This window comes from Candidatus Tisiphia endosymbiont of Ditula angustiorana (assembly GCF_964026425.1).
Lineage (GTDB): Bacteria > Pseudomonadota > Alphaproteobacteria > Rickettsiales > Rickettsiaceae > Tisiphia.
On sequence record NZ_OZ032143.1, the window covers coordinates 1,553,214 to 1,577,950 of the forward strand.

At 33.4% G+C, this 24,737-nt stretch carries 21 protein-coding genes and 3 pseudogenes; 7 read left to right on the plus strand and 17 right to left on the minus strand.

From position 1 onward, the window contains the following. Positions 1-3: 3 nt before the first annotated feature. A protein-coding gene (locus AAGD29_RS07430) for an IS5 family transposase (protein WP_341757661.1) occupies positions 4-767 on the minus strand; the annotation gives its coding sequence in 2 pieces (ribosomal slippage) (positions 4-432 and positions 435-767; 762 coding nt in all). 54 nt (positions 768-821) lie between these two features. Continuing rightward, positions 822-1,415, minus strand: a complete 594-nt coding sequence (locus tag AAGD29_RS07435; RefSeq protein ID WP_341757662.1) for a hypothetical protein — start codon at positions 1,413-1,415, stop codon at positions 822-824. A 52-nt stretch (positions 1,416-1,467) separates the two neighbouring features. Between AAGD29_RS07435 and gyrB the strand changes: the two genes are divergently transcribed. From gyrB to AAGD29_RS07465, 6 genes and pseudogenes are all read left to right on the plus strand, one after another. Further along, entirely contained in the window at positions 1,468-3,894 is a 2,427-nt protein-coding gene (gyrB, locus tag AAGD29_RS07440) for a DNA topoisomerase (ATP-hydrolyzing) subunit B (RefSeq protein ID WP_341757663.1), read from the plus strand. 659 nt (positions 3,895-4,553) lie between these two features. Next, entirely contained in the window at positions 4,554-5,381 is an 828-nt protein-coding gene (locus tag AAGD29_RS07445; RefSeq protein WP_341757664.1) for a DUF2608 domain-containing protein, read from the plus strand. 83 nt (positions 5,382-5,464) lie between these two features. After that, positions 5,465-5,690 (plus strand): annotated as a pseudogene (locus AAGD29_RS07450) (IS6 family transposase); the annotation flags it as partial. 466 nt (positions 5,691-6,156) lie between these two features. Further along, entirely contained in the window at positions 6,157-6,291 is a 135-nt protein-coding gene (gene rpmH, locus AAGD29_RS07455) for a 50S ribosomal protein L34 (protein ID WP_341748129.1), read from the plus strand. Positions 6,292-6,294: 3 nt separating this feature from the next. Further along, entirely contained in the window at positions 6,295-6,723 is a 429-nt protein-coding gene (gene rnpA, locus AAGD29_RS07460) for a ribonuclease P protein component (protein ID WP_341754585.1), read from the plus strand. Between the two features lie 126 nt (positions 6,724-6,849). Beyond that, a pseudogene (locus AAGD29_RS07465) lies at positions 6,850-7,017 on the plus strand (IS6 family transposase); the annotation flags it as partial. A gap of 111 nt (positions 7,018-7,128) precedes the next feature. On the opposite strand, the gene lepA reads toward AAGD29_RS07465, so the two are convergent. Beyond that, positions 7,129-8,931, minus strand: a complete 1,803-nt coding sequence (gene lepA, locus AAGD29_RS07470; protein WP_341757665.1) for a translation elongation factor 4 — start codon at positions 8,929-8,931, stop codon at positions 7,129-7,131. Between the two features lie 83 nt (positions 8,932-9,014). Here lepA and prfB point away from each other — a divergent pair. Beyond that, a protein-coding gene (prfB, locus tag AAGD29_RS07475; RefSeq protein WP_341757666.1) for a peptide chain release factor 2 occupies positions 9,015-10,125 on the plus strand; the annotation gives its coding sequence in 2 pieces (ribosomal slippage) (positions 9,015-9,083 and positions 9,085-10,125; 1,110 coding nt in all). On the opposite strand, the gene AAGD29_RS07480 is transcribed toward prfB, so the two are convergent. From AAGD29_RS07480 to AAGD29_RS07545, 14 genes and pseudogenes are all read right to left on the minus strand, one after another. Beyond that, entirely contained in the window at positions 10,115-10,249 is a 135-nt protein-coding gene (locus tag AAGD29_RS07480) for a hypothetical protein (RefSeq protein WP_341757667.1), read from the minus strand. The genes prfB and AAGD29_RS07480 overlap by 11 nt on opposite strands. Before the next feature lie 86 nt (positions 10,250-10,335). Continuing rightward, positions 10,336-12,078: a glycosyltransferase family 2 protein gene (locus AAGD29_RS07485; protein WP_341757668.1), complete on the minus strand. Its 1,743-nt coding sequence runs from the start codon at positions 12,076-12,078 to the stop codon at positions 10,336-10,338. A 66-nt stretch (positions 12,079-12,144) separates the two neighbouring features. Next, positions 12,145-13,986: a hypothetical protein gene (locus AAGD29_RS07490; RefSeq protein ID WP_341757669.1), complete on the minus strand. Its 1,842-nt coding sequence runs from the start codon at positions 13,984-13,986 to the stop codon at positions 12,145-12,147. Next, on the minus strand, positions 13,983-15,215 hold the full coding sequence (locus AAGD29_RS07495; protein ID WP_341757670.1) for a glycosyltransferase family 4 protein: 1,233 nt from the start codon (positions 15,213-15,215) through the stop codon (positions 13,983-13,985). The genes AAGD29_RS07490 and AAGD29_RS07495 overlap by 4 nt, the downstream gene beginning before the upstream one ends. 6 nt (positions 15,216-15,221) lie before the next feature. Continuing rightward, positions 15,222-16,034, minus strand: coding sequence for a 2OG-Fe(II) oxygenase (locus AAGD29_RS07500; protein ID WP_341757671.1), 813 nt, complete (start codon positions 16,032-16,034; stop codon positions 15,222-15,224). Between the two features lie 50 nt (positions 16,035-16,084). Next, a complete protein-coding gene (gene wecB, locus AAGD29_RS07505; protein ID WP_341757672.1) occupies positions 16,085-17,212 on the minus strand; it encodes a non-hydrolyzing UDP-N-acetylglucosamine 2-epimerase in 1,128 nt (375 codons plus the stop codon). After that, positions 17,205-18,215 (minus strand): polysaccharide biosynthesis protein, encoded by a 1,011-nt coding sequence (locus tag AAGD29_RS07510; protein WP_341757673.1) that lies wholly within the window; start codon positions 18,213-18,215, stop codon positions 17,205-17,207. Before AAGD29_RS07510 ends, wecB begins: the two co-directional genes overlap by 8 nt. 9 nt (positions 18,216-18,224) lie before the next feature. Further along, positions 18,225-19,079, minus strand: coding sequence for an SDR family oxidoreductase (locus AAGD29_RS07515; RefSeq protein ID WP_341757674.1), 855 nt, complete (start codon positions 19,077-19,079; stop codon positions 18,225-18,227). Positions 19,080-19,211: 132 nt separating this feature from the next. Next, positions 19,212-19,683, minus strand: a pseudogene (locus tag AAGD29_RS07520) (IS3 family transposase); the annotation flags it as partial. Between the two features lie 146 nt (positions 19,684-19,829). Then, positions 19,830-19,997 carry a hypothetical protein gene (locus AAGD29_RS07525; protein ID WP_341757675.1) on the minus strand — a complete coding sequence of 56 codons (168 nt, stop codon included), beginning with the start codon at positions 19,995-19,997 and terminating at the stop codon, positions 19,830-19,832. 14 nt (positions 19,998-20,011) lie between these two features. Continuing rightward, positions 20,012-20,278: a hypothetical protein gene (locus tag AAGD29_RS07530; RefSeq protein ID WP_341757676.1), complete on the minus strand. Its 267-nt coding sequence runs from the start codon at positions 20,276-20,278 to the stop codon at positions 20,012-20,014. Positions 20,279-20,353: 75 nt separating this feature from the next. Next, on the minus strand, positions 20,354-20,557 hold the full coding sequence (locus tag AAGD29_RS07535) for a transposase (protein WP_341757677.1): 204 nt from the start codon (positions 20,555-20,557) through the stop codon (positions 20,354-20,356). A gap of 176 nt (positions 20,558-20,733) precedes the next feature. Next, positions 20,734-22,962: a tetratricopeptide repeat protein gene (locus AAGD29_RS07540; RefSeq protein WP_341757678.1), complete on the minus strand. Its 2,229-nt coding sequence runs from the start codon at positions 22,960-22,962 to the stop codon at positions 20,734-20,736. A gap of 63 nt (positions 22,963-23,025) precedes the next feature. Further along, the gene (locus tag AAGD29_RS07545; protein ID WP_341757344.1) at positions 23,026-24,066 is read right to left on the minus strand and encodes an IS630 family transposase; all 1,041 of its coding nucleotides are present in this window, start codon (positions 24,064-24,066) and stop codon (positions 23,026-23,028) included. Positions 24,067-24,737 lie beyond the last annotated feature (671 nt).

Below are 24,737 nucleotides of genomic sequence, written 5' to 3' on the forward strand. Positions count from 1 at the left end.
TCATCAATTGAGCCAAATTACCATGGAAGCCATATAAACAGCACCCAAAAAGTTCTGAGATGTTTTGTCAAATCGTGTTGCAATAGCTCTATATTGCTTCAATTTTGCAAAAAAGTTCTCAATCAAATGCCTAGCTTTATATAGGTCCTTATCATACTTAGCTGGATTCACACGATTCTTCTTTGGGGGAATCACAGCTATACATCCCTTATCTTTCAGCTTATCTCGCATACGTACATCGGCATCATAAGCCTTATCAGCAAGTACAGCATCCGCTTTCGTCAATTCATTCATCAAAACATCAGATCCTTGCAAATCATGAGCTTGACCCGGGGTAAGATGGAATCCCGTTGGATTCCCTAGAGCGTCACATGTGGCATGGATTTTAGTACTCAGCCCCCCTTTACCTCGTCCAATTGCTTGGTCATCATCTAACTCTTTTTTTTAGCACCAGCACTATGTTGATGAGTCCTAACAATGGTTGAATCAATCATGGCATACTCGTTATCAGCATCTTCAGCCAGCATCTCAAAAACCTTTTTCCACACACCTGTCTTGCTCCACCTTGAATGACGTAGGTGAATCACTCGAAAATCTCCAAAACGTTCAGATAGGTCTCTCCAAGGTATACCAGCCCTATATCGATACAAGACTGCTTCTACAAATAGGCGATTATCCTTGGCTGTTACACCAACAGACTCTTTCCTTCCAGGTAGGTTATCTTTAATCCGATCCCATTGATCGTCACGTAGAGCATATCGACGCATAGAGAAGATTTATCCTTAATTTTCTCTCTATTACACAACAAACGAACACTCCTGTCAACTTAATTGATGACACGCCCTAGTATCCTGCAACAATCGATTTTGCTGTGATTGGTAGTTAGCAAGCTGATATTCAAGATTAGCTTTTTCCCTTGCTAGCTGTTGATGCTCTTGGGTGATGCTATCCATCGAATGGCGTATTTTGCTTTCTGTTTCGCTACGTTGCTTTTTTAACAATTCAACATCTTGCTGATATTGAGTAATATGGCTACCGGCTTCCTCTTCGGTCAAACCTTTCAAGCTTTCTCTTCGCTGGGCTATTTGATCATACAGGTTTTGGAACTGACCCGGTAATTGCTCTACCTCACTTATTTTTGCTTCAAGGGCTGGAGCTTTTTGTGTAAATGCTGCAAAAGCTTGTTTTAGCTGATCAGCTGATGTGGTCAAACTAGCTCTTTGTGATTCTATGTTTCTTAAGCCAGTCTCATATTGTCGAGTATGATAATCTAGTTGGTGTTGCATATCATAGCTTCTCGAGCTAGCTTGATACTGTTGCTCCTCTAAAGAACGTAAGACCTGCTGAGCTTGTTGCAATTGCTGTGACAAATTATTGATAGTATTTTGTGCTTCACTGGCATAATTGCTATACACTTGCTGTAAATTTGGTGTATAGTTATTCTTTATCTTTCATTTTATGTATAATATGTCAACTAATCAACAACAATCAATAGCAGAATTAGAATATGGAGCTGACTCCATCAAAGTTTTAAAAGGTCTTGAGGCAGTAAAAAAAAGACCCGGTATGTATATTGGTGATACTGACGATGGTTCAGGATTACATCATATGATTTATGAGGTTGTTGATAACGCAATCGATGAAGCTTTAGCTGGTTATTGTAACTTAATTGAAGTAATACTAAATGCAAATGGATCTGTAACAGTGCGTGATAATGGACGAGGGATACCTGTTGATATTCATGAAGAAGGCATATCAGCAGCTGAGGTTATTATGACTCAACTGCATGCTGGAGGCAAGTTTGATCAGAATTCTTATAAAATATCTGGTGGATTACATGGTGTTGGTGTATCTGTGGTAAATGCTCTGTCAGAATGGTTAGAACTTAAAATTTGGCGGGCTAATAAGGAGTATTTTATAAAATTTAGAGATGGTGCTACGGAAGTACCACTGTTACTGAAAGGAGATTCATCAGAGAAAAATGGTACTGAAATTACTTTTCTTCCGTCTATTACAACTTTTAGCACGATTGAATTTAATTTTGCTACTGTAGAGCATAGGCTTAGAGAACTAGCCTTTTTGAATTCTGGTGTAAGGATATTATTAAAGGATCATCGTTTTTCTGAACAACAAGAAGTAGAATTCTGCTTTACTGGTGGTGTAGAAGCTTATGTCAAGTATGTTGATAGAGCCAAAACCTCATTACATAAATGTATAGCACTCAATACCAATAACCAAGCAACAGGGATTACTTTCGAACTAGCTATGAATTGGAATGATTCATATCATGAAAATATTTTATGTTTTACCAATAATATAAGGCAGCGTGATGGTGGTACGCACCTTATTGCCTTTAAAGCCGCTCTTACTAGAGTTGTCACAACTTATATTGAGAATATTGGGCTTAACAAAAAAAATAAAGTAAATTTCACTGGTGATGATACGAGAGAAGGTCTTTCATGTATTTTATCAGTAAAAGTACCAGATCCTAAGTTTTCTTCACAAACTAAAGATAAATTAGTTAGTTCTGAAGTGCGGCCTATCGTAGAAAATGCCGTATATACTAAGATTTTAGAATGGTTTGAAGAACATCCTAGTGACGCAAAAATAATTATTAATAAAATTATTGAAGCTGCAACTGCTAGAGAAGCAGCAAAAAGAGCAAGGGAATTAACTCGTCGGAAATCGGCACTTGAAATTTCTAACTTACCTGGAAAGCTTGCCGATTGTCAAGAGAAAGACCCTGCTCTTTCAGAGTTATTTATTGTGGAAGGAGATTCTGCCGGTGGTACAGCAAAGCAGGGTAGAGATAGGAAATTTCAAGCAATTTTGCCACTGCGAGGTAAAATCTTAAACGTTGAAAGAGCTAGATTTGATAAAATGTTAAACTCTGAGCAAGTAGGGACTCTAATAACAGCTCTTGGCACTGCTATTGGTAATGAAGACTTTTCTTTGGATAAGTTAAGGTATCATAAAATAATTATTATGACTGATGCTGATGTTGATGGCTCGCACATCAGAACCTTATTACTTACTTTCTTTTACCGGCATATGCGTCAATTAATTGATAAAGGATATCTATATATAGCTCAGCCGCCTTTATATAAAGTAAAAAAAGGTAATAACGAGCTTTACTTGAAAAATGAACAAGCTCTGCAAGATTATTTAGTCAAATCTACTATTAGTGATGCAACAATTATGCTGTATAATGGATCAGAGATCATTGGTAATGATCTTGAGGGGATAATAAAGGCGGTTATCAGGTTCACTACGTTACTTGACCAAGTAAGCAAAAAATTTAATCGACAAATTGCAGAATGTCTAGCTATAAAAGGTTTATTAGGTAATCAAATATTTGATGAGAATAAAACGAATGAAATAAATCAGGCTTTAAATATTTTAAATCTTGGTGATATCACACCTGATAAGACAGATTGGCAGTTTATAGTTAACGCAAATAATATAGAATTTTTTCGCTTTGTTCGGGGGGTAAAAGAAAGTAAAATTTTGTCAAAAGAACAGCTTGAGTCTTTTGAATTTATTCAGCTAGCTAAAGCATTTACCCCACTTGTAAATTTATTTAGTGGACAAGCAAAGTTGTTGATTAAAAACCAGGAATTTATGATTACGTTACCTAGTATGTTACTGAATTATATATTAGAACATGGTAAAAAAGGTATAGCTATTCAACGTTTTAAAGGTCTTGGAGAGATGAATTCCGATCAGTTAGGAGAGACAACATTAGATCCTCAAAAAAGAACTTTACTGCAAGTTAAAGTACATGAACAAGATAGTGCCGAGGTGATTTTTTCAACATTAATGGGAGATATTGTTGAACCTAGAAGACAATTCATTCAAGCAAATGCTTTGAATGTAGTTAATTTAGATGTTTAAAACTCATACTCGATAATCAAGTTTTTATTGAGTTATATAATTCAGAGCAGTTTAAAAGTCATGAAAAGAAGCCGAGAAGATGTCATTCCCGCACAGGTAGCGGAATCCATAATATCTAATAGCCTTTAGGCTATTTTCCTACTCGCCATTATGTCATCCCAGCGAAAGCTAGGATCTCAAACTATATAACATACCTTCTATGCTATTTTTTTAGACCCCTCTACCTTCGCAGGGGGTGACATCCGAAGGGGCAGGGATTGTAAGATGACATTGAGGGTACTAGAATGTTATATTGAATTCAGGTTATACTCTTCTGCTTTGAAGAATTGTTTTTTGAAAATATCAGGAACTCGCGTACTCATGTACTAAATGTACATTTCGCTTACTCGCCCCTCATTTTCAAATCCAATTCGTAGGACCATTCTAGTATATTTCAAATCCAAGATTGGAACATAGGAGTTTTTTGATGTTGAAGTATTGAGCTTACTTGAGCCTCATAAATTAACACAGGGGAGTGTCACAATGATTAAAAAAGAAATTCCTAAATTTTCCATTGAGAATACTTATTCTTTATTAAACAGCATCAAGAAGGTTGTGTAACGATGAAAAATTACTTGAACTAGATTAAATTGGGTATCAAGATTGGATTCATGGTGTTCATGGGCTTTTTCGCTTTTGAAGCAAATGCTCAAATTGTACAAGCATCTTCGGTTAACGAGATTAAAACATATACTTCTCAATTTGACGGCGAAAACACTCTTGTTTTATTTGACCTCGATTATGTACTGTTTGTGCCACGGGATAGCGTGTTGAGATATGCGGGCGAGAAAGACAATTATCGTTCAAAACACCTCAAAGCCATCTTTAAAGATTTTCAAGGAAAAGAGATTGTACTTAATGGGTGTAAAGTACCGATGGAAGAGTATTTAACTAGTCAGATTTTATCTTCTAGTAAGGTTGAGTTGGTTTCTTCGGACATGCCAAGTTTTGTTAACGAACTTGATTCTCAAAAAATGACTATTATCGGGTTTACGGCTAACAGCAGTAGGAAATACGGTATCGTTCAGAATGAAGCACAACTTCATTTATCACGCTTAAAGTCTCTTGGGTATCATTTTAAAGATAATGATGATTTATTAAAGGGTTACTTTCCTGAATGTATTTCTCGTGTTATATTCACGAACAAAGCAGATAAAGGGAAAGTGCTTTTAGGTTTCTTGGAGCAATTAAATAAAAATTACAAAAATATCGTTCTTGTCGATGACAGATTGAAAAATCTAATTTCAGTACAAAATGTACTTAAAGATAAATATCCTCAAATTAATTATCTAGGTATTCATTACACTGAGCTCAAAGATAAAAATGAGGTATTAAATCAGGATATAGCAGATAAACAGTTTCAAGTATTATCCCAAGAGCATATATGGCTGAGTGACAATGAGGCACAAGCTCGACTGAATATGAGCTTAGTCCGAAATCCTGGTTAAAAGGGATCAAATTTCAATGGTTCTGTCGCATCTATTGCAAATAACACAAGGAAAAAGTAGAATAGTGCAAAGAAAGTATATCTATGCCATTTTATATTTCTCCGAAACTGCTTAAATATTTTAAAGGATTCTGTTCTTCACCGGAAATTATCATGTTATTTGTTTATATGAAATGTAGATTTTCTTTGAGCTATCGAGATTTAGAAGAAATGGCTATTATTAGAGGTGATAAAATAGACTACGCTACTTTACAAAGATGGGTGATAAAATTTGTGAAGTTAATAGATATGCGAGTAAGGAAAGGCAAAAAGTCAGTGGGTAATATAGTGAAACCTATTGAATTAGGTGATACAAATTTTGTGTCATACCTGCGAAAGCAGGTATCTAGATTCCCGCCTACGCGGGAATGACAATTTACAATTGTTATGTTCTTTGTCACCTAATCCTATGGGCTTAACTATATTACTGGTATAGAAAATATTCGTATGATTCAAAAAAAACAAATTACTGGAGCTAATAATAAATTTTCTACTTTTGAGAATTTTGTTATGCTCATGGCATCATAATGTCCAAAATCTAAGGTTTTACAATTTTCGCTAGACCACGATTTACAAATGTGACAGAACCCTCGAATGACATCGGTAGTAGTTAAGTTTATATCAACTATTGACTGTGACTTTTAAACTGCCCTAGTTTTAAATAATGTTATTTAAGTTGACAGTTTAACATTATCTAACTATAAAGAAATATATTATTTCGTATTGGATGTGAATTTATGAAACGTACATTTCAACCTAGCAATTTAGTAAGAAAAAGAAGACATGGATTTAGGGCAAGAATGGCAACTGTCGGCGGTAGAGAAATTTTAAGGAAACGCCGAGCAAAAGGCAGAAAAAAATTATCAGCGTAGTAAGTGCTTATCTCATCCCTAAAAAATCAGAAAGAATTTAACCTAGTTAATAAGTTAGGAAAAAAGTTCCATAGTCCTTATTTTATCACAATAATAGCAAAGAATTCTACTAAATTCTTTGCAAAACTAAATGTAAAAGGTAATATTGACGACAAAACTACCCAAGTGCAGCTATGTAAGAAATCTAGTGAGATTCTACATAATTCGTCAAATACATTACTTTTTGGCATGAAAGTCGGAAAAAAGTTAGGAAACGCTGTTATTCGTAATAAAATCAAAAGACGCATTAGGCATTTAGTTAGACTGCTAAGCAAGGAATCAAAATTCAAACAAAATAGTTGGGCAATGATAGTTGTCCCTAGGAAAGGTTTTGAGCAAATTGAATTTGCAACTTTATTAAGTGAACTATATAAGATAGTTTCAAAGGTGTAATCCTTGTATAATGCATAAATTACCTTGCTTGTAATAAACCTATTAATATACAAATACCCCCGGTTCTGTCGCATCTATTGCAAATAACACAAGGGAAGAGTAGAATAGTGTAAAGAAAGTATATCTATGCCATTTTATACTTCTCCGAAACTGCTTAAATATTTTAAAGGATTCTGTTCTTCACCAAAAATCATCATGTTATTTGTTTATATGAAATGTAGATTTTCTTTGAGCTATCAAGATTTAGAAGAAATGACTATTATTAGAGGTGCTAGAATAGATCATGCTACTTTAACCTCATTTCGATATAAGAATTAATAATTCTTATATCGAAATGAGGTTACTTATAACATGTTTTTAAGATATAAGAACCCTAGAATGTTGTATTGAATTCAGGTTATGATATCACTCATCTCCTATTTTAAGAGCAGCTATAAAAGCAGATTGAGGGATCTCAACATTACCAATATTACGCATACGTTTTTTGCCAGCTTTTTGTTTTTCCAATAATTTACGCTTACGAGTTATATCACCGCCGTAGCATTTAGATAAGACGTCTTTACGCATTGCTTTGACAGTTTCTCTAGCAATTATTCTACTGCCAATAGCAGCTTGAATAGCAATTTGAAATAATTGCCTTGGGATTAGATCACTAAGGCGTTTACACAATTCTCGACCTCGATATTCTGACCTTGAACGATGTACTATAGTAGATAAAGCATCAACTGGCTCGCTATTAACTAAAATAGATAATTTTACCAAATCACTCTCCTGATAAACATCTATTTCCCAATCAAAGCTAGCATAGCCTTTTGTATAACTTTTTAACTTATCATAAAAATCAAATACTATCTCATTTAACGGTAATCGGTAAATTACCATAGCCCTACCGGCTACATAAGTTAATTCAATTTGCACGCCTCTTTTATCGGTACATAAAGATAACACATTACCTAAAAACTCATCTGGTACTAATATTGTTGCCTTAACCCAAGGCTCTAACATTGAGTCGATATTTTGCACAGGTGGCAAATCAGCTGGGTTATGTATTGCTAATTGATCTCCACCACGCATATTAATCTTATAAATCACACTAGGAGCGGTGGTTATCATATCAAGGTCAAATTCGCGTTCCAATCTTTCTTGTACTATTTCAAGATGTAGTAACCCTAAAAACCCACAGCGAAAGCCAAAACCTAAGGCTGTTGAACTCTCTGCTTCAAATTCAAAGCTAGCATCGTTAAGTTTTAATTTAGCTAAAGAATCTTTTAAATGCTCAAATTGAGAAGCATCTGAAGGATATAAACCACAAAACACTACCGGTAAATGCGGTTTAAAACCAGGCAAAGATTCCTTACAAGGTCTTTTCTCGTCAGTTATTGTGTCCCCAACTTTACAATCAGCAACTTGTTTTATTGAAGCAGTAAAGAAGCCTATTTCTCCTGGGTATAAAATATCTGATATATGTTTTCTAGGAGTAAAATACCCAACATTTTCAACATTATAACTAGAATTGGTAGCCATCATTTTAATACGCATATTCTTGCGTAAAACTCCATCGATAACTCTAACTAAAATTACTACCCCTAGGTAAGAATCGTACCAGCTATCAACCAATAATGCCTTTAGAATATCTGTTTGATTAGTTTTTGGACATGGCAGCCTATTAACAATTGCTTCAAGTACCTCCTCTATTCCTATACCACTTTTTGCAGAAATCAATAATGCATCGCTTGCATCTATACCAATTACATCCTCTATCTGTTGCTTAACTTTATCAGGATCAGCAGCTGGTAGATCAATTTTATTTAGAACTGGAATAATTTCATGATTATTATCGATCGCTTGATAAATATTTGCTAGAGTTTGTGCCTCAACACCTTGGCTACTATCCACTACTAACAAAGAACCTTCACAAGCAGCTAACGATCTACTCACCTCATAAGAGAAATCCACATGACCAGGAGTATCCATTAGGTTTAGATAGTATGTATTACCATCTTTTGCTTTGTAAGTTAATCTAACAGTCTGTGCTTTGATAGTGATACCACGTTCTTTTTCTATGTCCATTGAGTCAAGTACCTGATGACTCATTTCTCGAGTTGCCAGCCCCCCACAATATTCAATTAATCTATCTGCTAGAGTAGACTTACCATGATCAATATGAGCGATGATTGAAAAATTTCTGATAAAGTTTTGATTATTCATGGTATATTTGGTCTAATGTTAAAATTAGAAAGAAGTTTTATCTTTATATAATAAAATTCCATTTTATAGTAGGAAAATTAATAATGCGTGCTGAAATTGAACATTATGTAAAAAAAATCGAACAGTCTTTAGAACTGCTCAGGAGGTCGCTTTGATTTCGATAACGCAACCAAAAGGCTTTTAGAGCTAGAAAATATATCAGAAGATCCGGATCTGTGGAATAATCAAGAGAAGGCCTCGAGTATTCTAAAAGAAAAAAGACTTCTAGATATCAAGCTTAACTCGTTTAAACAACTTCAGTCTAATCTTACGGAATGTTTAGAACTTGAGGATTTGGCATTTATTGAAAATGATCAACAAGTTTTGCAGCAAGTTCAAGAAGATTTAGGGAAACTATCTATTATTGCCGGAAAATTTGAGACTGAATGTTTATTTTCTGGAGAATTTGACAGTAATAATTGCTTTCTAGAAATCAACGCTGGAGCTGGAGGAACAGAAAGCCACGATTGGGCATCAATTATGATGCGTATGTATTTACGCTTTGCAGAAAGGCTGGGTTTTAAAAGTGAAATTATTCATCTTATTAATGGCGAAGAAGCTGGAATAAAATCATGTACTATTAAAATTAATGGCTACCAAGCATATGGTTGGTTTAGAACAGAATCTGGTGTGCATAGGCTAGTTAGGATATCACCTTTTAATGCCGCAGGTAAAAGGATGACTAGTTTTGCTAGCAGTTGGGTATATCCAGAAATTGATGATGATATTTCCATTATAATAGATGAAAAAGATCTTAGAATTGATACTTATAGATCTTCCGGTGCTGGGGGACAACATGTAAACACTACCGATTCTGCAGTAAGGATTACCCACTTACCGACTAATATCGTAACCCAGTGCCAAAATGATAGATCGCAGCATAAAAACAAAACACAAGCTATGAAAATGCTTAAAGCAAGGCTTTATGAGTCAGAGTTAAAAAAACGTACCGATGATATTAATGAACAAAATGCATCCAAGACTGAAAATGGTTGGGGACATCAAATAAGATCTTATGTATTACAGCCTTATCAGATGGTTAAGGATTTACGTACCAACCATGAAACTTCTGATACTAAGGGTATACTTGATGGTGATTTAGAGAAATTCGTTTCAGCCAGCCTATCAATGAGTATTGGTAATATTAGTCATTAGACGGTTCTGTCGCATTAACTTCATATTTCGATGATAGCTGAGATAATGTAATATCCTCTTTTAATAATTCTAGCACTATTTTTGTTTTTGCTTCGGCACTGAAAATTCTTACCTTATTTTTCATAGTTGTTCCTTTTAAGTTTAACTCTTTTATTCTAACTTATTACGGAAACTTAACTACTCTCTTTTTTGTCTAATTTCTTCAGTCCATTATATACCTAGTTTCCTACAAATTTTGTTCCACGTTATTCTAAAACCATCTACACGCAGTGATCTAATTAACTTCACTATTACATTAGGGTTACGTCTCTCAGATTGCCAGTCATTAAATTTTATTAATTTATCTAATGGCAAGCTAGATATATTTGCTGCAGAAAATAGTAACAACTGAACGTGCTTATCAAATTGACTTAAATATTCATCATTCATAACAAATGAGAAAATATTAATTAACCTTATTGTCATTTTTCTATTATTGAAACAGTTACTAATTCCATAATTAACCCTAACGCATGATAAGGCCAAATCAATTGCTTCTATATCATGTTTGCTTGCTATAGATATCCATAAGCATATATCTTCACCAATCTTTATATTTTCAGGGAATTTGTTTGACATAAAAAGGGAGGTTTTTCCCATCACACTAGACATTGCTATTGGACATTTAGTAATAATGTTTGGAAAGACTTGCTTGCTAAAAGTACCAGAGTTTATATATTTGATCAAATTTCCAGCCCAATCTATCCTATGGTAAGAAGTATGCGAGAATAACAAACTATTATCCTCCATAAACTTCAATTGAACCTCAAGTTTATTGTCATAAAACAAATCATCAGAATCAATGAACGCTATGTACTGCCCAGATGCATGTTTAATACCTAGATTACGTGCTGCTGCTGATCCTGCATTTTCCTTATGAATATATTTAATTCTACTATCTTTATTACATTCCTCAATTAACCTAGATACATCATCTTCAGAACCATCATCTACTATAATCAATTCAAAACACTTATGAGTTTGTGCAACAACACTCTTTATAGACTCAATTGCCAAATCAATTCTATTATAAATTGGCATAATTACACTAATCTTAATGTCAGTTAAAAGAGCATTAGCCATTGATTCAGCTAGCTTAGATGGTTGATAACAAGAAGCATTTGCAAGAAAAACACTAGTACGATGTAGGAATAAATAAGGCGATCCTTCCATTATAGTCATTTCTTCTAAAGTTAACCTTCTGAGAAACCCAGACCATAATTCACTACATTCATTCATATGGCTAGTAATTTTATGTATTCCTTGGTCTAGATGAGTACGACTTTTAATTAAAATACGATCATCAAAATGAATAGGTGCTATCCGTAAAAACTCAAACCAAAGTGCATAATCCTGGGTAGTTAATAATGTTTCATCAAAAATGCCAATTTCACGGAAATATTTTGTGGGTATTAAGAGAACACATCCATGAATTAATCCCCGCATAAGAGGGAATAATGGTATATTACATTTTTCCACTGATAATATTTGATCTGGTCTTGTAAAAGACAGTGATTTGGATTTACGATCTATAACTTCATACCCCCCGTAAATAATCGTATTACGGTTAGGAAGACTATTGAGTACATTAATTTGATGTTCAATTTTTTCTGGAACGTAAACATCATCATGACTAAGCCATGAAAAATATTCTCCTTTCATTTCTTTAATTGCCAAATTCAAGGCTGAAGCTACCCCCCCGTTTGGTTTAGAAAAATAACGAATCTTGTTACCATAAGACAAGGCTATGCGTTCTGTTGCACCATTATCATTTGATCCATCATTAACAACTAAAATTTCTAAATTTTTATAAGTCTGAGCAACTGCACTATCTATTGCTTCACGCATATAATTAGCACCGTTGTAAACGGGAATAATAAGTGAAACCTTTGGATAAAAGATGCTATTGCTCATTGAAATAGCTCACATGACTTGTCTAAACTGTATTTATTCATCATAGCAAATTCTCTTTACTCATTTTCAATCCCATCCAATTGATAATGAGATATCCTTTAATAACCAAAGTCCTAAGCTTTTATCAGAATATAAACCCGCATCTTCTGTACAACCCTCATTCACTAATAAAATTGGTTTTGGAAAATTAAACGGTGGTTGTTGCAAGTTTAAAACACGCCAAAAAGTTTCTTTAAGCTCCTCATTTAACCCTCTATTTACAAATGTTGTTGTTAATAGATAAGTAGCACCTGATTTTTTAAAATTAGCTATTACTTTAAATGCATCTTCAAAATTTAGGTGTACTAGTAAATCTCGTGAAAAAATAAGATCAGCTTTTGGTAAAGTGTCTTTAGCTAGATTCAAAACTTTAAATATTCTTGTAGCATTACCAAATTCTTCTTTATTTTTTTCTATCAAAGCATCTACAATATCAACGCCAATATATTGTTCTACTTCAAGCTCTGTCTTTTGCATCCAATACCAATCACCACATGGAGCATCAAGAAAGGTTTTAATTTTAAATTCTCTAATAATCTTTGGTATCTCGTTTCTAACAATTTCCGTCTGTAATAGATCAGACCCTTCGCCAGAACGTGATACAGATCCTCCAAAAATATTTTTATTATATACTTCAGAGAATTTATTCTTTAAGTTATTTTTTGATGCGCTATCTAATCCTAAAAACTCAAAAAATGTTTTCTGCATATGCTCTAAAGTAAAGTCCATCAAAAAACAAGCAGTAGCATTTTTTGTAACTATTGCATATGAAGTTGTATTTAGGATAGCATGTTCTAGTTTTTGCAAAACAACTAGAGAATCCATAGATGTACACAAAATCCCTGCATTATGCTTGGCTATATATCTAGTAGGTGATGCATAATATGGTGCATGACAAAAAACAGGACGACCAGCGGCAAAATAGGAGACCAATTTTCCAGGAAAACTATTGGTAGCCTCAAGACGATACTCTTCTGAAAACCAGTACGGCATGTACAGGAGATCTGAATCTTCTAAGAAATTGATGGTTTCTTCTTGTGACTGCCATCCTAGATATTCGAAATTGGTTGGCGACTGAGTATATACCTGAAAGTGAGCCCCAAGGACTCTAAGACGAATTCGCCTTCCTGCTATAGACCAATTAACTTGATTCAGAGTATTAATAAGGCATTGCCATGCATCTTGTGCATATAATTGTCCTGCTATAGCAATGATAAATTCATTCCTATTCTCATGTGGTTTTGTTGCAGGTATCTTGACAAATTTATTAGGTAAACTAGCAATTATAGGTATACTACGCACACCGTATTTATGCAAATAAGTCTTTGACATTGCCCATGAAGCAGATGCACATGACTTACTATGTTTTATGACCTCATCGAACTCTGCTAGAAGTCGTCGCCTAGTATATACATCAATATTATTCTCACGCAACCACCACTCGAAAGGATCCCATACTTGAGTAAATAATGGTAATGCTAACTTACAAGAAAGAGATTTTGCTAAACGTACAATAGTTTGTCCTTCCAACACCACCCATAATGCATCAACTTGCTGTTGTTTTGCAAAATTAACAATTTGTGGTAATATTGAGTATTTTACCCGCATTGCTTGAATTAACTCAAAGACAAGTGCTAGCAGCCTACCTGCTTTGCCCCACAATCTCCTCGGAGCCATTTCCCGAGGTTTTATCAATTTAAGGTGAGGAATTATCTCTAATTCTTTAGGTATGATTGGTTTAAGGTAGGGGTGTACAATTGAGCAAATTGCAATTTGTTCAATTGGTAGAAACCGTACTAAACGGTCTAATACTAATCCTGCAGTAAAATTATGACAAGGAGGCATATCTGTTAAAAGTAAAATTTTCATCTAGCAACAACCCTATTATAAATATCAGCTAACTTTTTAGCTTGGGTTTCATCTCCATAATGCAATTCAGCCATCATTCTACCTTTTTGTCCTCGCCTTTTACATTCATCCGGATTATCAATTAAGTGTTGTAGTGCTAAGTACAAAGCTTCTCCATCACGCATAGGTACTGCTAAGCCAACATCTGGAGCAAAAGTAACGTCAGGCAATGAAGTACCTTCAAAAACAATTACAGGTTTACCGCAGGCCATTGCTTCAACTGCCATCATACCAAATGCTTCTGCAACTGATGGCATTAAAAAAATATCTGCAGCTACCAATGCCTCCCGCACTAATTCTTCATCATTAGTCCAACCAAGATTTACCAGCTGGAATCGGTCGGCAAATTGCTGTAATAATGCTCCCCCACTACTCAAAGTCAACAAGCAAATTGGCTGCTTTGACTTAATACGTTCGAGTGCCTGAATAATATAAGGTACTCCTTTAAACTCATTTTGCTCTACCCGAAAGCATATTACCAAAGCATCTTCAGGAATATCAAATAGCTTTCGTGCATTTGGACAAGCAGCAGCGGAAAAGAAGTTTAGATCTAACCCAAATGGCACTAAATGAACTAGTTTATTCTCAAACATTGGTGAGTTATTAACCATATCTTGCATCCATTTTGAGGCTACAATAATATCGAAATTAGATCTCTTGTAAGCTGCACGCTTATAATTAAATAAAAATCTAGTATTATCCCTAGCAAGTGGTATATGGCTAGTCAGGTCAGGACAATTACCACAACCAGTCATCCAACGTTTACAATCAAACGGATGAATACAATGTCCTGTCATAGCCCAAGGATCATGTAAAGTCCAAACCGTTGGCTTTAGCTTGGTAATCTTTGATAAATCTGATATAGAAAAATATCCTGAACTTATAATATGAAGGTGAATAAGATCAGCTTCTTTAAAGGCCGGCATTCTGATGATTCGCGAAGCGTTCAAATGCAGTACCGACTGTAAAGAAGTAATTCGTTCTATTTTATTAATTACCCGATTAATTTTTCGAGCTATTGATCCTTCAAAAGTTAGTATTTCCGGATTTTGAGTATCCTTCTCCCAAATTAAATGACGAGATTCAATGCCATATTTTTTAAGAAGTGGTGTTATAGATAATCCACTAAATCTACGACCTGGTGATTCATATCCATTCACTTGCAGTATCTTCATTAAACTACTACTCATAAAATCTCAGCTATATTCTCTAATAATTTTACCATCCTTATCAGTAAAATTACGTTTTTTCCACAGAGCTCTATGAGGTTTGTCAATAATATTATTAATAGATTCCCGAGGGGCTTTTGTATAGTAATATAAAATGATCGATTTACGATATTCGCCTTTTGGAAATTTACATGGATCTGGTAAACCATGATAGCTTTTATCGTGCGTATCGAATGCAACAAGACGATTAAATAATGGAGCAATCTTTTTTAAACAATTCTCGCCATTATTATTATATATTCCAAATTCTCCTCCCCATCCTTCTTGCCATTTTGGGTTGAAATATATAATAACATTCATACGACGATTAAGTCCCGTTGCGTCATGATAATTACCATCAACATGTACATCTAATAAACCATTTGGCATTGTGAGATTAAGCCCCCCACCAGTAAAATATGGATCAGGCACAAGTTTTTTAATATTAAAAGTCTCTGATAAGGCTAAAAGAAATATAGACGAATTGAGCAAACGAATAGTATCAACAATAGCTTCCGGTATATCAAATTCTGATTTCCATATAGTCCTTTGTTTTATCTCAATATCTTCATCATAGCTTCTATCCCATATATCTTCATTAGGGGAAGGAAAATTATCCAAACAACTTTGAGCTAAATCAGCATGTAAAAAATTATCAATTACTAGGTGTTTAAATGGCTCAAGATAATACATACCATTATTTTTTGCATCAATAATCTTATTGCTCGCAAGCAGTGCAAACTCTTTCATTTGAGATTGAGAGAATCGACAAGGCAAATTAGCCTGAGATATTCTAGTCATACAAACCTTTATGTACATTTAACAATTCAATTTAGGAGGGTGGTACTAATTCACTTAAACCATACAACTCTATTAATATAATCCACGTAGCTCAAAACAATACGGAGTATTTTTTGTGAGACTAAGCCAGCATTATAATCTGAAACGATTGTTTGTAAATGACTATGTTTACTATGTTGTTTGGTTACAATGCGTACAGCATCTAGAACCTTTTCTACTTTAAGACCACTCATTATCAAAACACCTTCATCCATACCTTCAGGTCTTTCGTGAGTATTACGAATGGTAATTGCTGGTAATTTAAGAAGAGAAGCTTCCTCAGTAATTGTACCACTATCAGATAAAATGCAGAAAGCCTCCATTTGCAGTTTGATGTAATCTAGAAAACCGAATGGTTTTAAAAACCGAATTTGTTTATCCAAACCTTTAATACCTAATTTTTCTAACAGCTGACGTGTACGAGGATGTGTTGATACAACCACGGGCATATCATATTCTTTAACCAACATCTGTAAAGTGTTAAGTAAGTCCTGTAAATTGGCTGACACATCTACATTCTCTTCGCGATGAATACTGACTAAAAAATATTGATGAGCTTGAAGTTCTAGCCTAGCTAGCACATTTGATAGATGCACTTTAGGCATAAAATAACCTAACACTTCTTGCATATGCGAACCAGACTTAATAATTCTCTCCGGAGATACACCTTCGGCAATAAGGTAACGACGGGCATGTTCAGTCAGAACTATATTGATATCACTTAAATGGTCAACTACTTTACGATTTAGCTCTTCTGGTACTCTTTGATCAAAACAACGGTTGCCGGCTTCCATATGAAAAACTGGTATCTTCCGCCTTTTGGCTGCGATAACCGAAAGGCAGGAATTCGTATCACCATAAAGCAATAATGCATTTGGTTGTTCTTTTCCTAAAACCTCATCAGTTTTCTCAATAATGCGTGCAATGGTTTGTGTTGCATTACCACTAACAGCAGCTTCTAAAAAATAATCTGGTTTACGAATGTTAAGATCGTCAAAGAAAATCTGATTCAGTTCATAATCAAAATTTTGCCCTGTATGAACCAAAATATGGTTCGTATACTCATCAAACTCAGAAATTATTCTAGACATTTTAATAAGTTCTGGGCGAGTACCAATAATGGTCATTACTTTAAGCATTAAGTTGCTCTTTAATGAAGTCAAGTGTTAGTAAGAGTTTTTTAACTTGTTCTATATTCAATCTTTCTGTATTAGATGATGTATAGTCAGTTAGAGAAGCAACGTTTAGATCTCCTTCTACAAAAAACTTTGAATAATTGAGATCACGATTATCGGCAGGAATCCTGTAATAATTTCCTAAATCTTCAGCTTTGACCATCTCCTCAGAAGAAACCAAGGATTCATAGATTTTTTCTCCATGACGCACGCCAATTAAACGAATTTCATTATTAGCATTAAATAATTCTTTTATAGCATGAGCTAATACTTCAATTGTTGCAGCCGGAGCTTTCTGCACAAAAATATCACCTTGTTGCCCATGTTCAAAGGCATATAACACTAAGTTTACAGAATCTTCAAGTGACATTAAGAAACGTGTCATATTTGGGTCGGTAATAGTTAGCGGTTTTCCCTCTTTAATTTGATTAACAAAAAGAGGTATTACCGAGCCACGGGAAGCCATTACATTACCATAACGAGTACAACACAGGACGGTATCTCCTTTAGAACTCATTCGAGCTTTAGCTATCAACAATTTTTCCATCATTGCTTTTGATAAACCCATGGCATTGATAGGATATACCGCCTTATCAGTACTGAGTACTACAATCCGCTCAACACCATTGGCAACAGCTGCATTCATCATATTCTCAGCTCCCAGTACATTAGTCCGCACTGCTTCCATCGGATAAAATTCACATGATGGAACTTGCTTCAAGGCTGCAGCGTGGAACACATAATTAACATTTTTCATAGCATAGTAAATACTATCATAATTTCTTACGTCCCCAATATAAAACTTAAGCTTTGGGTTATTGAGAGCAATCCTCATATCTTCTTGTTTTTTTTCATCCCGACTGAATATGCGAATTTCTTTAATATCACTTTCTAGTAATCGTTTCATCACTGTGTTACCAAATGACCCCGTACCTCCAGTAATCATTAAAATTTTATTAACAAACATTCTTACCTTTTATTGAAATTTATACATACGTTGAATTAACTCTGGCCACTCAGGTGGTGCATATCCCGTTGCCTTATTAAAAAGTTCGGCATTAAGTGAGCGATCAATGACCAGTTCATTAGATGGAATTATTTCGATTGTTTTTTTATAAGTACTAGCCACAAGTTTTAACAAATCATATTTATTGATCGGTTTTGCTGCAACATGATAAAGTCCACGCATATCGGGTCGCGGTATAACGATGTCACGAACTATCCTTGCTAATTCAATAGTTGGAAGTCCAGAGAACACGGCTTGGGCAAATCCTCTAACTTGTTTTTTTTGTGCAAGAAACCAGCCAATAAGACTCTTACCTCCCGATAACTCATGCCCGACAATTGAAGTACGAAGTGTTATAGTGTTAGGATAATTTACTTCCCCTAAAAACTTTGAGCGACCATAGAGATCATTAGCATCTGCAAAATCACTCTCTGTATAGTTACCCTTAGACCCGGAAAATACACAATCTGTACTAACATGTATAAAACGAGACCCTATAGCTTGACATATTATACTAAGTCTATGAGGAAGCAAAGCATTAATTGATAGTGCTTGTAGGGAATCATTTGCATCCTCTAGTTGTTTAATTAGCCCAATACAATTTACTACCACATCAGGTCGAATTGTTGCAAATAATTTAATAAGAGAATCATGATTTTCTATATTTACTGGGGCAATGAGTTGTTTAGATGACTCTTCAGAAAAATAACGGCAAGCACCATTATTCCTAGCTGTCCCGTAAACGTTAAGGTTATGATCTTCAGCCATAAACCTAAACATGGCATTGCCAAGCATGCCTGTTATACCAAGGATTAATATTTTCATAGATTATTCTTCAAGCTTTCATTCAGTTTTTGCTAGGATTCATGAGGTTACGTTATTATATCACCAAACTCATATAATGGACTGAAAAATCAACACAAAAAAAAGATAATTTTGTTTCCTATTTTGCATTTATTAAGCAGCAATTTGCATGTAGTTTTGCATATAATTAAGATAGACATGCATAGGTTTTTTGTAACCAATAGCTAAATGAAATCTTTGATAATTATATTTATTCATATAATTATCAATACCATCTTTTAGCTCTTTAAATATTGCTAAAATCATTAATAAATATACAATTATATTTCAAGGTTCTAAAAAATCTCTCAATAATTATATTATCAATACTCCTGCCTTTACCGTTCATTGAGATTTGAATGTTATGATCTTTCAGCATCTGTGTATGGTTATGGCTAGTATATTGACTGCCTTGGTCACTATTAAATATTTTTGGAGCTTTGTATTTATTAAGGGCATCTTTTAATACATCAGTTACCAAAGTCACATCCATTGAATTTGATAATTTATAACTCAATATGGCTTTACTATGCCAATCTATAATAGCAGATAAATACATAAAACCACCATTAGTTCTGACATAAGTAACCTCAGTTCGATATAAGAATTAATAATTCTTATATCGAACTGGCTTTGTTATAATTTTAACAATCAGGTGTAGAACCACTTTAAACCTGATTGTTTCTATATATAACACGAAAGTTCGATGTAACTTGTTACATCGAATTCAGGTTAAGTAATATCACCACTCCACACTTCATTAACATGAGCTACATGTACCTCTTTTGTTGTGCCAAATTTAGTCCAATATTGATCAAGTAAATAGCTATAAATCTGATGTTGATTATCCTTTACAGAAGTAAGTTGTTTCTTGTGTGGATAAATGGTCTCTATCCCCATCATCCTCATATATTTCAGTACTCGATCCTTACCAACAGAAAACCATCTTCCAATAATTGTTGATGAATATAACAATAACCAAATTCAGGATTTTCTGTATATATCTCATCTATTCTATTTAAAACCTTCAAATTGTCTATACTAAAGGGCTTAGCTTTATAATATACTGAAGCACGATTAACTTCCAATAATTCACACTGTCTTGCCTTTGGTAACAGCTTTAGCTTCGATTCGACAAGACTTTTTCTATTTGATAAGTCCAAGCTTTTTAACTTTCCCATAGCCCAATCCCTCTCAACAGTAGTTTTCCCGAGTACTTTAGCAAGTTCATCATTTGGTTCCTTTAGCTTATTAATTTACTCTTGATATTCACTCAATACTTTAGAAAGTTCAAAAGCTAATGCTGCATTCGCTACAAATTGACTCTTCCAATTCCGGATACTCTTAGCATTAACTTCATATTTCGATGATAGCTGAGCTAATGTAATATCCTCTTTTAATAATTCTAGCACTATTTTTGTTTTTTCTTCGGCACTGAAAATTCTTACCTTATTTTTCATAGTTGTTCCTTTTAAGTTTAACTCTTTTATTCTAACTTATTACGGAAACTTAACTACTCTCTTTTTTGTCTAATTTCTTCAGTCCATTATACTACTTATAACATGTTTTTAAGATATAAGACCCATTTCAGTGAACTAGATTGACTTTTATAATTGCTGGTTGACACAACTAATGCTTAATGATTCTTGACCCACAAATCCATGTCATATTGTTTACAATATTCAAGCATATCAACGGTATTAGGATGGTGTATGCCAAACTCCTTAATTTGTGGCTTGCCAAAGAATTTATAATTATATAAATCTTTGCTTTTACAGGCAGCTTTTGCTCCATGATTATATAAATCACTCATTTGGGCAACATTTTTACTTCTATTTCCATATAAATGATGAAATATAACAAACGCTTTTTTATATGATTCTATGGCTTGTTTAAGCCTATTTTGGGTAAACAAAATATCACCTTGTACTACATAACTATCTGCTAAATAACGATTTTTAGAATAATTTGTGTTCTCTGAATTGTTATTGTCTTCTGCTAACAACATGGGGATAGCATTATTAATATATTCATAAGCTTTATCTACTTTACCTAAACCTAATGCACTTTTTGCCATTATTATATAAATATATCCTAATATTTCTTTATCTTTATACTCATTTTGTATGAAGTTATATAATGATTGAATCTGATTATAAGCTTCTTGATATCTACCCAAAAAATTCAACAATTCTGTTCTATACGCATAAACTATAAGAGCGTATGGGTCATTAATATGCTGTCCATTTTTTATAAATATTTCAATAACTTTATCTATACATTCTAAAGCTTCTTTATATTGACCTCGCCTCTCAAATAATGTACCTTTTATAATATATATTGTATATATTTCATCTTCTTGCATTACTCCTGGTTTTACTAACTTTTCTATCTTTTTAAGAAGTTCTTCAGCTAATTTAATTTCGCCTAAAGATGCATAAGCTATAGACATATTATAGAGAACATTCACTTTAAGAGAATAATTAACTTCATCATCAAGTTTATCTAAAACCTTTAACGATTTAGTAAAATAAAAAATAGAGGTTTCAAAATTGCCTAATATTTTTCGTTGAAACACTCCTATTGTTCTTAAGTATATAGCATAATACAATTTTTGTGATTCAGACATTTGCCACAATTTAAATTCTTTATCTTTTTGATTAAACCAATCAATCATTTGTTGGACTTTGCTAATATTGCCAGTGTTTACATATAGAGAAAATAATTCACTTCTTAAACTAAGAATTGTATATATGTTAATATTATATTTTTCGGCATTTTTGAGAAGAATCTCTAAATTTACTGGTATAGTTTGAGTGCTTTTCCACAAATATCCTGAATAAGTTCCTTGTGATTTAGGTAATTTGCTAATAATATTTTCTAAATATATTTTATTACTATTGCCATTTAGTTCCATTATTTTATTGCTAATTATATCATGCATTTCAAAAATAGGATTATCCTGATTAGAATCAATATTGCTAATCAACATAAACTTAGATAATTGGTATATATCATCATCCAGAGTATCCTTGTTATCAATAATTATAGCAAGTAATTGTTTTGAGAAACTTTGGTTATTTATCAAAGCTATTTTATTAAGTAAATTTACTGCACTAGGTTTTAATTCTTGAATAGCCATGCTGATATTTGTTGCTATTTTATCAGTTGATTGATAAATTTTCTTTTTATACTCTTCTTTATCTAGACCTTTAATTTTATTGAGTAATTGAGCCCCCTGAACTATAAGTATTGGATAACCACTAAAAGATTGCGTTAAAAATTCGATACTATTTTTATCCTTATTATCCAATAAACTATTAGCCAAAGCTACGATAGTAGGTTTATTAAACAAGGTCATTAATATAACATTAGGTAATCTCTCGTTATTTTGAGAACAAAACACCACATTACCATTATGTTCCCAATCAATAAAGTTCTGAATTTTTTTATTTTCATTAACTTTTAAATTATCAAACACCAATAACCATTTACTAGTAGAAGTTAAATATGACATTACTTCTTTTTTGGCTAGAGTTATTGCTTCAGATATATTAGTTTGTTTAACCATATTGAGTTGTTGGGCTAATTTAACAAATTGTTCATTAAGGTCTAGGTTACAATCAAAAAACCAAATTAGATCATAATTATTTTTATTCTCATAACTATACATCCTAATTAATTGAGTTTTACCTATACCGCTAGTACCCACTATACTTGCTTGTCTATATTTATTTAAATGCTCATTAAGGATTTTAAGTTGTTGCTCATGATTGACAAAATAACTAACTGGGGTGATTAAATTAGTTATTTGTTCTTTTGCTAAAGTTCTAGTATTAATGATTAATAGTAAAAATTTTTTCATATAATAAAACTGTTGAAAAATAAATTATGCCCTAACGGTACGTATAAAACATATTATACTCAATTAACCTGAAGAGTTGCAGAAATGGTTAACGGTAATAGTTTGGAAATTATCGTTTATTAAGGTACGTAACCTATCTTTATAATCACCGATGTTGCTAAAAAATTTGTTTATTGCTTCCGAAAATTGTTCAAAATTATGATAAAATTTATTATTAGTTGTAATACGGTGCATAAACTTCCATAATCTCTCAATTGGGTTCAGATTTGGACTATATGGTGGCAAAAATACTAGCTCTATTTTCGTATTTACTAGGTATTCCTTGACTTTCTTGGATTTGTGGTAACTAGCATTGTCACAGATTAAATATATTCTCTCCTTGTCACTATTCTCCTCTTCTAACTTTTGTAAAAAATTAACTATCTGCTCCCCATTTATTTTGGGGTTCTCTGTACTTACTAACTGCAAATCGGCTAGGTTAATAGCACCAATCATGTGCTTTCTTTTCCAGCCACTGAATGTTGGTAAGGTTTTATCTTGGTTCTTTCTTATCCAACCACACCTTGCCCTTGCTTGATACTGAGGATGAACACCATCCATAAAATATATAGCTTCCTTATCTCTGAGATTCCCTTTTAGCAAACTGTAGTTTAACTTAAATAATTCTTGCTTGTCAAAATCCAGCTTAGCCGGTACTATTTTCGGCTTCTTGTAAACAAATCCCAGTTTGTATAGTAATTTTGTTACTCCCGTTATCGTATATGTCACACCATATTTGTTCTCAATGTGATGCATAATATCTTTCGCATAAACATAATTATTTGCTTCTAGGTGAGTCACTAATTCTGTCTTCTCACCATCACTTAATTTGCTTGCACTACCCCCATTGTCGGTATTAAGCTTATTGGCTTTTTGATAATCAACAATATGTTTTCTTATCGCTTCGTGGCTCAAGAGTAGTACCTTAGCAATCTCTACATTACTATACCCATCGTCATACATCAAAACTGCCTTAATACGATCACGTATGCGTCCGTCTCGTTCTGTCTTATGACGTTCCTTCAACTTTTCTCTTTGTTCTTCTGTCAATACATTCTTACTCATAATGTCCTAAACTTTATAATATCTCTCCTATCTTTGCAACTCTTCATTTATGAGTAGTATATACGAAATAACTATAAAGAATAAGCAAGAATAACTCAACTTAAATTTGAATATTAATAATAAAAATCATTAAAAAGCAGGAAAGTTTGTTTGCTAATTCTGAACCTAAATTCCACTAACCTAGTATCAGTAGACCATCTTTACAATCTTAAAGTTCGTATAATCCCTTATGGTGATTTTTGACGTGTATAACGTCGATAGGTCTCTAAATTATAACCTTATCCCGACGTAACTAGTGGTTTGAGCAGTATTATTTATTAGGAGTGTAAATGGCATCGTCAAGCTCCTCACTTAGCAAGGGCGTTCTGATTTGCAAACTTGCTGTACAATTTATCACATTACCCCAATTCGGGATAAGAATTAGTTAATTCTTATCCCGAATTGGCTTTAATATAAGGAAAAATGCATTCTTAAAGCGGCTAACGCGAATGCATTTTAAACCTTTCTAAAGCTAAAAACATGATTTTAATCTTTTAAAATCATGTTTTTAGCAAAATATTAATTTAACAATCAGATGCAGAGCCGTCTCAAATCTGATTGTTTCTATAATTTTACCGAATTTGGGATAAGAATTGACAAATTCTTATCCCGAATTCGCGTACATTGAAATT

What these genes read in the sequence shown, in the direction of transcription:
- AAGD29_RS07535 (WP_341757677.1), bottom strand. Translation starts at nt 20,557, where the DNA reads ATGAAAAATAAGGTAAGAATTTTCAGTGCCGAAGAAAAAACAAAAATA.
- rpmH (WP_341748129.1), top strand. Translation starts at nt 6,157, where the DNA reads ATGAAACGTACATTTCAACCTAGCAATTTAGTAAGAAAAAGAAGACAT.
- AAGD29_RS07485 (WP_341757668.1), bottom strand. Translation starts at nt 12,078, where the DNA reads ATGAGCAATAGCATCTTTTATCCAAAGGTTTCACTTATTATTCCCGTT.
- AAGD29_RS07545 (WP_341757344.1), bottom strand. Translation starts at nt 24,066, where the DNA reads ATGAGTAAGAATGTATTGACAGAAGAACAAAGAGAAAAGTTGAAGGAA.
- AAGD29_RS07500 (WP_341757671.1), bottom strand. Translation starts at nt 16,034, where the DNA reads ATGACTAGAATATCTCAGGCTAATTTGCCTTGTCGATTCTCTCAATCT.
- AAGD29_RS07540 (WP_341757678.1), bottom strand. Translation starts at nt 22,962, where the DNA reads ATGAAAAAATTTTTACTATTAATCATTAATACTAGAACTTTAGCAAAA.
- AAGD29_RS07490 (WP_341757669.1), bottom strand. Translation starts at nt 13,986, where the DNA reads ATGAAAATTTTACTTTTAACAGATATGCCTCCTTGTCATAATTTTACT.
- gyrB (WP_341757663.1), top strand. Translation starts at nt 1,468, where the DNA reads ATGTCAACTAATCAACAACAATCAATAGCAGAATTAGAATATGGAGCT.
- AAGD29_RS07495 (WP_341757670.1), bottom strand. Translation starts at nt 15,215, where the DNA reads ATGAGTAGTAGTTTAATGAAGATACTGCAAGTGAATGGATATGAATCA.
- AAGD29_RS07530 (WP_341757676.1), bottom strand. Translation starts at nt 20,278, where the DNA reads ATGGGAAAGTTAAAAAGCTTGGACTTATCAAATAGAAAAAGTCTTGTC.
- wecB (WP_341757672.1), bottom strand. Translation starts at nt 17,212, where the DNA reads ATGCTTAAAGTAATGACCATTATTGGTACTCGCCCAGAACTTATTAAA.
- lepA (WP_341757665.1), bottom strand. Translation starts at nt 8,931, where the DNA reads ATGAATAATCAAAACTTTATCAGAAATTTTTCAATCATCGCTCATATT.
- AAGD29_RS07525 (WP_341757675.1), bottom strand. Translation starts at nt 19,997, where the DNA reads ATGGGGATAGAGACCATTTATCCACACAAGAAACAACTTACTTCTGTA.
- AAGD29_RS07445 (WP_341757664.1), top strand. Translation starts at nt 4,554, where the DNA reads ATGGGCTTTTTCGCTTTTGAAGCAAATGCTCAAATTGTACAAGCATCT.
- AAGD29_RS07510 (WP_341757673.1), bottom strand. Translation starts at nt 18,215, where the DNA reads ATGTTTGTTAATAAAATTTTAATGATTACTGGAGGTACGGGGTCATTT.
- AAGD29_RS07480 (WP_341757667.1), bottom strand. Translation starts at nt 10,249, where the DNA reads ATGAAAAATAAGGTAAGAATTTTCAGTGCCGAAGCAAAAACAAAAATA.
- AAGD29_RS07515 (WP_341757674.1), bottom strand. Translation starts at nt 19,079, where the DNA reads ATGAAAATATTAATCCTTGGTATAACAGGCATGCTTGGCAATGCCATG.